Raw genomic sequence first — 11,703 nt, 5'->3', positions numbered from 1 at the left:
TGACAGTCGATCTCGATTCGACGTCTCCGCAGCTCAGCGGGCGCTCGGGGCTGAGGGCAGGCAGCGAGAAGGACGATCCTGCGGTGCTGCGACCGCGGGATCGTCCGGTTTCCGCGTGGATCAGACCGGCTGCGCGTCCTCCCGCTTCTGTGGCTTCTCGTCCAGCGACGGCGCCGACGTGGGTACGGACGCGGGTACGGACGACACCTTGGGCGGCGCGGTGAGGCCGGGCGCCGCGAGATCGGATGCGCCGGGTTCGGTGGCCTCAGGGGCCTCAGGGGCGTCGGGGGCGTCGGTGGCCTCAGCAGTGGTGGTCGTGCCGGTGGGGGCACTGGTGGCGACAGCGGGCTGGTCGCCAGGAGGCGACGGGGCCGCCTGCACGGCTCCCGAGACCGCCTGCACGGCCTGTACCGCCTCGGCCGGTGTGGCGCGTTCGAGGAAGCGGAGCAGTTCGACGGGGAAGGGCAGCACGAGTGTCGAGTTCTTCTCGGCGGCGACCGCCACGACCGTCTGCAACAGCCGCAGCTGAAGCGCGGCCGGCTGGCCGGACATCTCCTTGGCCGCCTCGGCGAGCTTCTTCGACGCCTGCAGCTCCGCGTCCGCGTTGATCACCCGGGCGCGGCGTTCCCGGTCGGCCTCCGCCTGGCGCGCCATCGACCGCTTCATGGTCTCCGGCAGTGACACGTCCTTGATCTCGACGCGGTCGATCTGCACGCCCCAGCCGATCGCCGGGCTGTCGATCATCAGCTCCAGGCCCTGATTGAGCTTCTCCCGGTTGGAGAGCAGATCGTCCAGATCACTCTTGCCGATGATCGACCGCAGGGACGTCTGCGCCATCTGCGACACCGCGAACCGGTAGTCCTCGACCCGGACCAGCGCCTCCGCCGCGTCGACCACCTTGAAATAGATCACGGCGTCCACGCGCACGGTCACGTTGTCCCGTGTGATGCCGTCCTGCGCCGGTACGGGCATCGTCACGATCTGCATATTGACTTTGTGCAGCTTGTCCACGAACGGGAGGATCGTCGTGAATCCGGGTCCGCGGATTCCTTCCTGCAGCCTGCCGAGGCGGAAGACCACGCCCCGCTCGTACTGCCTGACGACCCGCGCGGCCGCCATCGCGTACAGCCCGCACGCGCATACCGCCGCTATGACAGCAATGACCAGTTCCTCGACCATCTTGGGCCCCCTGACGACGCCGGACCGAGGTGCTAATAACTACGGTATGCCTTGTATGACCGGCGGTCGAGAAGCGCGCGGCGGGGAAATTACCGAGCCGTAGACACGAGCCGGCACAGCCCGGCCATAGCCCGGCCGGCCGCGCATCTGGTGCCGCCATCTCGGGGATCCGGCAGTGTGACCAGCAGACTCACCCGCCCCGCCACCCGACACCCCCCGTGACCGAGTACTCCGCAGAGACGAGGACCCGCTCATGTCCGTGACCCATCACCGGCGCCTCGGCATCGCTGCCGGGGCCGCGTTCCTGACCGTCACCGTCGCGGGCTGCTCCGGCCTCGGCCGGAACGCGGTGGGGACCGCCGCGTACGACACCCCCCGCGGTCGGCACGTCCAGGTCTCCAACCCCCTGGTCACGGGCTGCCACCGGCTCGCGCCCGGCGGTGCCGTCGCGCTCACGAACCGGACCCTGGTCGACTTCGTGATGTACGGGACGCCCGACTGCACGGGCAAGGGCACGACGTATATCGCCACCACGCTGTCCGATGTGATCGCCCCCGGCGAAGGGCCGTGGCGCAGCTACACCATCGTGCACTGACCCGGCGCGGATTCCGCCCGCCATCCCTCCCTCCCCACAGCGGGTCAAAAGACGCAAACACGGGTAGGTGGCACTGGGGGGATATGGGAGGTGCAGGAGTCATGCGCACCGGAAATGAGCCGGTCACCGCACGCAGTCCGCTGCGCATGCGGTTCTGGCTGAGCGTATGGGGTCTGATCTGGACCGCGATCGGTACGACGGCGTTCGCGATCACCGGGCGCTTCGGGTGGGCACTCGCCTGCGGTGTGCTGATGCTGATCGTCGCCACGGATCTGGTCCTGGTCGTGCGGCACCGCCGGCAGGGGTCGCGCTATCAGCCCGGGAGGGACGTCCCGCCGTACGAACCGGGGACCCATGGTTCGGATCCGGACCGCGAGCGAAGTCTCGACCATGATCTCGGCAGCCGTGTCCGCGAGTGGATGCGCGAGCCGGACCCGGCGCAGCGCGGTGTCCGTACCCGGCATCGCAGCGCGCACGGACACCATCCATGACCGGCCCCGCACAAGCGACCCGGCGGTGTACGCGTTGACCGGTCTGTACGGTCAGTCTCCCGCGCGCGGGTCCGCGTCGAACTGGGCGGCCTTCACGTACTCCGGCTTGGGATCCAGCGCCGCCGCCAGCCTGAAGTGGCGTTTCGCCTGCTCGGGCCGGCCTGAGCGCTCATAGGTGCGGGCCAGCGCGAAATGGGCGAACGCGTTGTCGGGCTCCCGCTCCAGCACCAGCTCGAATTCCAGCTCGGCGGGCCGCAATTGGGCGGCGGCGAAGAACGCGCGGGCGCGCAGCAGCCGGGCCGCGGTGTTCTCCGGATGCGCCGCGATCACCGAATCGAGCAGCTTCACGGCCCCGCGCGGATCCCGCGCGGCCAGGAGTTGCTCCGCCGCGCGATAGTCGATGACGTGGGTTTCCGGACTCTCGGACACGGTCGCATCCTTCCCTAGCTGCGCGCGTTCAACGCCGCGTATGACGACGCTATTCCTCACATCCGCCCGCGCCGGCCATCAGCGCCCAGCCGCCGCGCGGTCCTCCAATGTCTGCCAAACCCGCCTGACCTGCGGTTCCAGTTCCTCCAGCGGACCGTCGTTGTCGATCACGACATCCGCGGCGGCGCGGCGCCGCTCGCGGCCGGCCTGGGCCTCCATCCGCTTACGGGCCTCGGATTCAGCCATCCCCCGCAGCCGTACGAGCCGGTCGAGCTGGGTCTCGGGCGAGGCGTCCACGACGACGACCAGGTCGTACAGCGCCTCCATGCCGTTCTCGATGAGCAGCGGCACATCGTGCACCACGATCGAGTCCGGTCCCGCCGCCGTCTCCAGTTCGGCCGAGCGCGCACGGACCAGTGGGTGCACGATCGCGTTCAGTGCCCGCAGCCGGTCCGGATCGCCGAAGACGATCCCGCCCAGTTTCGGCCGGTCGAGAGCGCCGTCCGGAGTCAGTACCTCCGGTCCGAATTCGGCCACCACGGCCGCCAGACCGGGCGTCCCCGGCTCCACCACTTCACGGGCTATCCGGTCGGAGTCGATCAGCACCGCTCCGTAACTGGTCAGCAGACGCGAGACCTCGCTCTTGCCCGAACCGATTCCGCCCGTGAGTCCCAACCTCAGCATGCGGTCAGCCTAGACGGGACGAGACGGACCCGGACGACGGGTCGGGCCTGGACGCGGGACGGGCCCGGACGGGCACGTCCGGACGCCTGGACGACTGGACGGCTGAACGACTGGACGACTGGACGACTGGACGACTGGACGACCGATGGGACGCGCCGGGACAGGACCGGACCACGACAACGCCGAGCGGCCGCACGGCTCCCGAGGGAGTCCGCACGGCCGCCGTGCCCCCGACTCCGGCCGGCCGAGCATCCGGCCGGATCCCGGTTACGCGCCGCCCTCGCCTTCCCGCTCCGCGAGGAACTTCTCGAACTCGCGGCCGATCTCATCGGCTGACGGCAGTTCCGCCGGCTCGGCGACCAGATTGCCGCGGCTCTCCGCGCCCGCGATCGCGTCGTACTGGTGCTCAAGCCCCTGCACCATCGTGACCAGTTCCTCGTCTCCCTCGCCCAGTTGACGCTCGATCTCGGTCTGGGTGCGCTGCGCCTCCGTACGGAGCGAGTGCGCGACGCTCGGCAGCACCAGGCCGGTCGCGGCCGTGATCGCCTCCAGAGCGGTCAGCGCCGCGTCGGGGTACGACGATCTGGCGACATAGTGCGGTACGTGCGCGGCGACCCCGAGCACGTCGTGGTCCGCCTGCATCAGCCGGTACTCGACCAACGACTCGGCGCTGCCCGGCACCTGCGCCTCGTCGAAGGGGCTGCGGTGGCCGGGCATGAGGTCGGTGCGGTTGCCGTGCGGGGTCACACCCACGGGGCGGGTGTGCGGAACGCCCATCGGGATGCCGTGGAAGTTGACCGAAAGGCGTACCCCCAGCCGCTCCACGATCTGCCGTACGGCCGTCGCGAAGCGCTCCCATTCCACGTCCGGCTCGGGGCCGGACAGCAGCAGGAACGGCGCGCCGGTGGCGTCCTGTACGAGCCGAACGTCGAGTGTCGGCGTCTCGTAGTCGGCCCAGCGGTCGCGCCGGAAGGTCAGCAGCGGGCGCCGTGCGCGGTAGTCGACCAGCCTGTCGTGATCGAATCGGGCCACCACCTGGTGGGGCAGCGATTCCAGCAGGTTCTCGACGATCTGGTCGCCGGTCTCCCCCGCGTCGATGTAGCCGTCGAAGTGGTACAGCATGACCAAGCCCGCCGACTCCTGCGCCAGTGCCATGTCAACGACGGCGAGGCCCTTGGGCTCCCATTCGTACAAACCCTGCGGATCAAGCACGATTACCGCTCCTCCTCGTGTTCGTAACGAAGAACGCCCCACAGGGCGCGGGCATTCCCCGCACCACGTGGGACTAACCCCGCGAGCACCACCGAACAGCGCGCGGGGGCGGGCGAGATCGCGCGTCGGCGGTGCCGGTATTGGTCCAGACCTTGACATGCCCAGGACGCGTCCCTACCGTCACGGGGCAGTGGGCGCGTTCACGAACACGACCATCGTCCACATAAGAGAACGACAGTCCCTCACTACGCGGACCGCGAAGATCTCAACGAACCTCCCGGCACCTCCACGCACCTCCACATACCGCTACGCATCTCCTCGGACTTCAACGCACCTCAACGGACCCCAACGGGAAGGCCCCCCATGCGCATCCGCACGCTGCTTCCTGCTCTGCTGACTCCTCTGCTCGCCACCGGCGCGCTGTCCCTGCTCGTCGCCCCGACCGCCGGAGCCGCCCCCGCCGGGGCCACCGGTGCCGCCGCGGTCATCCAGGTCTCGACCGCCGCCCAGCTGAAGTCGGCCCTCACCGCGGCACGTCCCGGCGATACGATCCAGCTCGCCGACGGCACGTACAAGGGGAACTTCAAGGCGACGACGCCCGGAACGTCCGGCTCCCGCATCACCCTCACCGGTTCGTCCGCCGCGATCCTCACCACCGGCGGCGGGGGCTACGGCCTGCACCTCAACGGGGCCGCGTACTGGACCGTCAAGGGCCTCACCATCACCGACGCCCAGAAGGGCATCGTGGCGGACGCGGCCAACGGGGTCGTCATCGACTCCGTGACCGTGCACAACCTGGACATGGAGGGCGTGCACTTCCGCCAGTCCAGCAGCGACGGCATCCTGCGGAACTCACGGATCTACGACACCGGCAACGACGGCCGCGGCATGGGCGAGGGCGTGTACGTAGGCAGCGCCAACACGCTGTCCGACCGCAGCGACAACGCGCAGATCCTCAACAACACCATCGGCCCGGACGTCGGCGGCGAGAACATCGACATCAAGGAAGGCACCACCGGCGCGCGCATCGTCGGCAACACCTTCGACGGCGGGGGCCTCACCGGCGCCAACTACGACGACTCCTGGGTGGACGTCAAGGGCAACAACGTCCTCGTCGAGGGCAACACCGGCAAGAACACCACCAACAACGGCTACGAGACCCACACTCAGCAGAGCGGCTGGGGCTGCGGCACGGTCTTCCGCTCCAACACCTCGGATCTGCGCGGCTCCACGGGCGCCAACCAGCTCGCCGTCAACGTCACCAACAACAGTTCGAGCTGCCGTACCACCGTCTACGCCAGCAACACCGTGACCGGCGGCAAGGGCCTGACGAACGTCACCGTCACCCCCTGACCCACCGCCCCCACCCCCACCACCGCCCCTGATCCACCGTTCCACCGCGGGCCAGGACCCGGTCCACGCACGCGTAAGGCCCGCTCCCCCGAGGGGGAACGGGCCTTACGTTCAGCTACCTACGAACAGGAGACCGGAGCGTCAGCTCTGGCCACCGGCCAGCTTCTCGCGAAGGGCGGCCAGCGCCTCGTCCGACGCCAGGGCGCCGGAGTTGTCCGCGGACTCCGAGGAGTACGAGCCACCACCGGAGGCGGCCGGAGCGCTGCCCCCGCCTGCGGGCGCGGCAGCACCCTCGGCAGCGGCGGCCTCGTCGGCCTCGCGGGACTTGATGACCTGGGCCTGGTGCTGCTCGAAGCGCTGCTGCGCCTCGGCGTACTGGCCCTCCCACGCCTCGCGCTGGGTCTCGAAGCCCTCGAGCCAGTCGTTGGTCTCGGGGTCGAAGCCCTCGGGGTAGATGTAGTTGCCCTGGTCGTCGTAGGACGCGGCCATGCCGTAGAGCGTCGGGTCGAACTCGACCGAGGCCGGGTCACTGCCGAAGGACTCGTTGGCCTGCTTCAGCGAGAGGCTGATGCGGCGGCGCTCCAGGTCGATGTCGATGACCTTGACGAAGATCTCGTCGTTGACCTGGACGACCTGCTCCGGGATCTCCACGTGGCGCTCGGCCAGCTCGGAGATGTGCACCAGACCCTCGATGCCCTCGTCGACACGGACGAACGCACCGAACGGAACGAGCTTGGTGACCTTGCCCGGGACGACCTGACCGATCTGGTGCGTCCTGGCGAACTGCTGCCACGGGTCTTCCTGCGTCGCCTTGAGCGACAGGGAGACACGCTCGCGGTCCATGTCCACGTCGAGAACCTCGACGGTGACTTCCTGGCCGACCTCGACAACCTCGGAGGGGTGGTCGATGTGCTTCCAGGACAGCTCGGAGACGTGCACGAGACCGTCGACGCCGCCGAGGTCCACGAACGCACCGAAGTTGACGATCGAGGAAACGACGCCGGAGCGGACCTGGCCCTTCTGCAGGGTCGTGAGGAAGGTCTGGCGGACCTCGCTCTGGGTCTGCTCCAGCCAGGCACGGCGGGACAGAACCACGTTGTTGCGGTTCTTGTCCAGCTCGATGATCTTGGCTTCGAGCTCCTTGCCCACGTAGGGCTGGAGGTCACGGACGCGGCGCATCTCGACGAGGGAGGCCGGCAGGAAGCCACGGAGGCCGATGTCGAGGATGAGACCACCCTTGACCACCTCGATGACGGTGCCGGTGACGATGCCGTCCTCTTCCTTGATCTTCTCGATCGTGCCCCAGGCGCGCTCGTACTGCGCACGCTTCTTGGACAGGATGAGACGGCCTTCCTTGTCCTCCTTCTGGAGAACAAGGGCCTCGATCTCATCGCCCACGGCGACGACCTCGTTGGGGTCGACGTCGTGCTTGATCGAAAGCTCGCGAGAGGGGATGACGCCTTCGGTCTTGTAACCGATGTCGAGCAGGACCTCGTCCCGGTCGACCTTCACGATGACGCCGTCGACGATGTCGCCGTCGTTGAAGTACTTGATCGTCTCGTCGATCGCGGCGAGGAAGGCTTCCTCGTTACCGATGTCGTTGACCGCAACCTGCGGGGTGGTGGCGGTGGTCTCGGTGCTGCTCGTCATGTGGGAAAGGGCTCCGGTGCGGACAGTGAGTCGTAGGTACTGCTACGCCGAGAGCCTGTATCGCCTCTGCAGAAGCCGGACAGCCAAGGAAGCGCCGGCCCCGGACAAGAGGGAAAGCGCCTCGACAACCGAGGGAACTTACATACAGATGCGAGCGCGGCTGCTACGTCTGAGGCGCGCAAGCCCGCAGCGCAACCTTTAGCATACGGGGGCAGCCGGGCACGGTCAATGCGCGAACGCCCCCACCCGGGGCGGAACCTCTCATACCCGGCACAACCAGCGTTCCATGAGGCCAGAACGGCCCCATGACGACTCCTCGCACACTACGACGACGGACACGATGATCCAAGAGCACGAACCCGAAACCGTTCGCGAAACCGCTTGCGGGACCGCTCCGGAGACCGCCCCTGAGACCACCCCGGAGACCGTTCTCGAAGCCCCGCCCGGCGAGCCCGGGGAGCGGCCGGACGACGAGACCGAAACGGAGCCCGAGGCGACACGCCGGGACAGTGGTGCCACGGAGAGCAGCCGGGCCAACCGCGGCTGGTGGGACCGGAACGCGGACGACTACCAGATCGAGCACGGCACCTTCCTCGGCGACGACCGTTTCGTCTGGTGTCCGGAGGGCCTCGACGAGGTGGAGGCCGGTCTGCTGGGACCCCAGGAGTCCCTGCGCGGGCTGGACATCCTGGAGATCGGGGCGGGCGCGGCGCAGTGCTCGCGCTGGCTGGCGGCGCAGGGCGCGCGCCCGGTGGCGCTGGATCTCTCCCACCGCCAGCTCCAGCACGCGCTGCGGATCGGCGAGGGCCGTTCGCTGAGCTTCCCGCTGGTGGAGGCGGACGCGGGCACGCTGCCCTTCCGGGACGGCTCCTTCGATCTGGCCTGCTCCGCCTATGGCGCGATCCCCTTCGTCGCGGATCCGGTGGGCGTGTTCCGCGAGGTACGGCGCGTGCTGCGGCCGGGCGGCCGCTGGGTCTTCTCCGTCACGCACCCGGTCCGCTGGGCGTTTCCCGACGAGCCGGGGCCCGAGGGCCTGTCGGTCGCGGCCTCGTACTTCGACCGCACGCCCTACGTGGAGCAGGACGAGGAGGGCCGCGCGGTCTACGTGGAGCACCACAGGACGGTCGGTGACCGGGTGCGGGACGTGGTCGCGGCCGGATTCCGGCTGATCGATCTGGTCGAGCCGGAGTGGCCGGCCTGGAACACCCAGGAGTGGGGCGGCTGGTCCCCGCTGCGGGGGAACCTGATCCCGGGTACGGCGATCTTCGTGTGCGTACGGGACTGATCCCCGGAAGAGACCGATCCGCTCAGAGGCTGACCTACGCACAGAGCTGATCCACGCACGGGGCCGATCCACGCGCGGACGGCGCGGGGGCCGTACGGGGTCGTCCGCGCCTACGGCCCCGTACGACACTGTGCGGGTGATCCGCGACGACATCCTCGGCAGTCTGCCCGTACACACCGCCGTCCCCGCCCTGGAGCGGGCCCTCGACGGACACGGCTGCGCGGTGCTGTGCGCGCCGCCGGGGACGGGCAAGACGACGCTGGTGCCGCTGGTGCTGGCCGGGCTGGTCGGGGACGGCTCCGTGGCGCGACCGGTACGGCGGGTGATCGTCGCCGAGCCGCGCCGGATCGCCGCGCGTGCGGCGGCCCGCCGGATGGCCTGGCTGCTCGGGGAGCGCGTCGGGGAGCGCGTCGGTTTCACGGTGCGCGGGGAGCGCGCGGTGGGGCGCGCGACGGTGGTGGAGGTGGTGACCACCGGCGTGCTGCTCCAGCGGCTCCAGCGCGATCAGGAACTGGCCGGGGTCGATGTGGTGATCCTCGACGAGTGCCACGAACGGCATCTGGACGCGGACACGGTGGCGGCGTTCCTGCTGGACGTACGGGCCGCGCTGCGGCCTGAGCTGCGGCTCGTCGCGGCGTCGGCGACGACCGACGCGGCCGGGTGGGCACGGCTGCTGGGTGACGCGCCGGTGGTGGAGGCGCGGGGCGTGTCGTACCCGGTGGAGGTGGTCTGGGCTCCGCCGGTCCGGCCCGTACGGCCGCCGCACGGGATGCGGGTCGATCCGGCGCTGCTCGCGCATGTGGCGTCGGTGGTGCGGCGGGCGCTGGCCGAGCGGGACGGCGACGTGCTCTGCTTCCTGCCCGGCGTGGGGGAGATCGGCCGGGTGGCGGGGCTGCTGGGGGATGCCGGGGCCGAGGTCCTCCAGGTGCACGGCCGGGCGCCGGCGGCCGTGCAGGACGCGGTCCTGGCCGGCTCGGCGGGATCTCCGGGCTCTTCGGGCGGTCGTCGCGTCGTACTGGCCACGGCGTTGGCCGAGTCGAGCCTGACGGTGCCGGGCGTACGGATCGTCGTGGACGCGGGGCTGGCACGCGAGCCCCGTACCGACCACGCGCGCGGGCTGAGCGCGCTCACGACCGTGCGGGTGTCGCAGGCGGGTGCGCGGCAGCGGGCGGGACGGGCCGGGCGTGAGGCGCCCGGCGTGGTCTACCGGTGCTGGACGGAGGCCGAGGACAGCCGGCTGGCCCGCTTCCCCTCCCCCGAGATCAAGGTCGCGGATCTGGCGGCGTTCGCGCTCCAGGCCGCGTGCTGGGGCGACCCGTCCGCGGCGGGGCTGGCACTGCTGGATCCACCGCCTGCCGGGGCGCTGGCGGCGGCGCGGTCCGTGCTGGCCGCGATCGGCGCCGTCGAAACGGTGGAAGCGGCGGAAGGGGATGGGGACACAGACGGGGACGCGGGCGGGGGCGGGCGGGTCACGGAGCGGGGCGTACGGATGGCCAGGCTCGGGCTGCACCCCCGGCTGGCCCGCGCGCTGCTGGACGGCGCGCCCGAGGTGGGGACGCGGCGGGCGGCCGAGGTGGTGGCCCTGCTGAGCGAGGAGCCGCCACGCGCGTACGGGGACGATCTCGCGGCGGCGTGGCGTACGGCCCGCCGGGGCGAGGACGGCTACGCGGCGCGCTGGCGCCAGGAGGTACGGCGGCTGGAGCGGGCTCCGGAGCTGGCGTCGTCCACCGGAAGCCGGGGTTCCGTGGCTTCCGGCTCCGGGTCCGGGTCCAAGTCCAGGTCCGGCTCCGGATCTGGACCCGGGTCCGGGTGCGCTTCCGGGTCCGATGACGCCGTCGCCGGGCTGATCGCCGCGCTCGCCTTTCCCGAGCGCGTGGCGCGGGCCCGCGGTGAGGGCGCCTGTCTCATGGTGTCGGGCACGGGCGGTGAGCTGGGCGAGGGCTCCCGGCTGCGCGGCGCGCCCTGGCTGGCGGTGGCGGTCGCGGACCGTCCCGCCACGGCCGCCTCCGCGCGGGTACGGCTCGCCGCGGTCATCGACGAGGACACCGCGCGGGCCGCGGCCGGCCGGCTGCTGGTGGCGGGCGAGGAGGTGCGCTGGGAGGACGGCGATGTCGTCGCCCGGGAGGTGGAGCGGCTCGGCGCGGTCGAGCTGTCCGTACGTGCCCTGCGGGCGCCGGACGGCCGGCTGGTGCGTGCGGCACTGCTGGACGGGCTGCGCCGCGAGGGGCTCGGGCTGCTGCGCTGGACACGCGACGCGCAGGGGCTGCGCGACCGGCTCGGCTTCCTGCACCGGGAGGTCGGCGGCGGCTGGCCCGATGTCTCGGACGCCGCTCTGCTGGCACGCGCGGACGAATGGCTGGAACCGGAGCTCTCCAGGGCCCGGCGCCGGTCGGACCTCGGACGGCTGGACGCGGGACAGGCGCTGCGCAGGCTGCTGCCCTGGACGACGGGTGAGGCGGCGCGGCTGGACGAGCTGGCACCGGAGCGCATCGAGGTGCCGAGCGGGTCGCGGGTCCGGGTGGAGTACGGCGGGCCGCAGCCCGTACTGGCCGTGAAGCTCCAGGAGTTGTTCGGTCTCCGCGAGACCCCGGAGGTCGCGGGGGTGCCGGTGCTGGTGCATCTGCTGTCCCCGGCGGGCCGGCCGGCGGCGGTGACGGCGGATCTGGCGTCTTTCTGGCGCGAGGGCTATCGCGCGGTACGGGCGGAGCTGCGGGGCCGCTACCCGCGCCATCCGTGGCCGGAGGATCCTTCGACGGCGGTGCCCACGCGCCGTCTGAACCAGCGGCGCTGAGCACGGACTGAACCAGCGGCGCTGAGCACGGGCG

At 70.9% G+C, this 11,703-nt stretch carries 9 protein-coding genes and 1 pseudogene; 5 read left to right on the top strand and 5 right to left on the bottom strand.

Translation table 11 applies throughout. The features are described 5' to 3' along the window. Positions 1-120 precede the first annotated feature (120 nt). Positions 121-1,179: a slipin family protein gene (locus CU044_RS17200; protein ID WP_129769535.1), complete on the bottom strand. Its 1,059-nt coding sequence runs from the start codon at positions 1,177-1,179 to the stop codon at positions 121-123. Between the two features lie 253 nt (positions 1,180-1,432). On the opposite strand from CU044_RS17200, the gene CU044_RS17195 reads away from it, so the two are divergent. Next, a complete protein-coding gene (locus CU044_RS17195; RefSeq protein WP_129769534.1) occupies positions 1,433-1,774 on the top strand; it encodes a hypothetical protein in 342 nt (113 codons plus the stop codon). A 101-nt stretch (positions 1,775-1,875) separates the two neighbouring features. Continuing rightward, positions 1,876-2,121, top strand: a pseudogene (locus CU044_RS17190) (DUF6343 family protein); the annotation flags it as partial. Between the two features lie 195 nt (positions 2,122-2,316). Here the strand turns inward: CU044_RS17190 and CU044_RS17185 are convergent. The 3 genes from CU044_RS17185 to CU044_RS17175 all read right to left on the bottom strand — a co-directional run bounded on the left by CU044_RS17185 (position 2,317) and on the right by CU044_RS17175 (position 4,590). After that, entirely contained in the window at positions 2,317-2,694 is a 378-nt protein-coding gene (locus CU044_RS17185; protein WP_129769532.1) for a tetratricopeptide repeat protein, read from the bottom strand. Positions 2,695-2,772: 78 nt separating this feature from the next. Next, a complete protein-coding gene (gene coaE, locus CU044_RS17180; protein ID WP_129769530.1) occupies positions 2,773-3,378 on the bottom strand; it encodes a dephospho-CoA kinase in 606 nt (201 codons plus the stop codon). Positions 3,379-3,645: 267 nt separating this feature from the next. Next, complete coding sequence (locus CU044_RS17175; protein ID WP_129769528.1) at positions 3,646-4,590, bottom strand: PAC2 family protein; 945 nt, start codon at positions 4,588-4,590, stop codon at positions 3,646-3,648. Positions 4,591-4,953: 363 nt separating this feature from the next. On the opposite strand from CU044_RS17175, the gene CU044_RS17170 reads away from it, so the two are divergent. Further along, the gene (locus CU044_RS17170) at positions 4,954-5,943 is read left to right on the top strand and encodes a right-handed parallel beta-helix repeat-containing protein (RefSeq protein ID WP_129769526.1); all 990 of its coding nucleotides are present in this window, start codon (positions 4,954-4,956) and stop codon (positions 5,941-5,943) included. Positions 5,944-6,084: 141 nt separating this feature from the next. Here CU044_RS17170 and rpsA read toward each other — a convergent pair whose 3' ends face one another. Next, entirely contained in the window at positions 6,085-7,593 is a 1,509-nt protein-coding gene (rpsA, locus tag CU044_RS17165; RefSeq protein WP_030353622.1) for a 30S ribosomal protein S1, read from the bottom strand. 340 nt (positions 7,594-7,933) lie between these two features. Between rpsA and CU044_RS17160 the strand changes: the two genes are divergently transcribed. Both CU044_RS17160 and hrpB read left to right on the top strand, forming a co-directional pair. Continuing rightward, positions 7,934-8,878, top strand: coding sequence for a class I SAM-dependent methyltransferase (locus CU044_RS17160; RefSeq protein ID WP_129769525.1), 945 nt, complete (start codon positions 7,934-7,936; stop codon positions 8,876-8,878). A gap of 136 nt (positions 8,879-9,014) precedes the next feature. Beyond that, on the top strand, positions 9,015-11,669 hold the full coding sequence (gene hrpB / locus CU044_RS17155; protein WP_129769523.1) for an ATP-dependent helicase HrpB: 2,655 nt from the start codon (positions 9,015-9,017) through the stop codon (positions 11,667-11,669). Positions 11,670-11,703: the final 34 nt, after the last annotated feature.

Origin of the sequence: Streptomyces sp. L-9-10, assembly GCF_004151105.1 — a bacterium.
In the GTDB taxonomy this organism is placed as follows: domain Bacteria; phylum Actinomycetota; class Actinomycetes; order Streptomycetales; family Streptomycetaceae; genus Streptomyces.
This window is presented reverse-complemented; position numbering and strand designations above follow the sequence as displayed.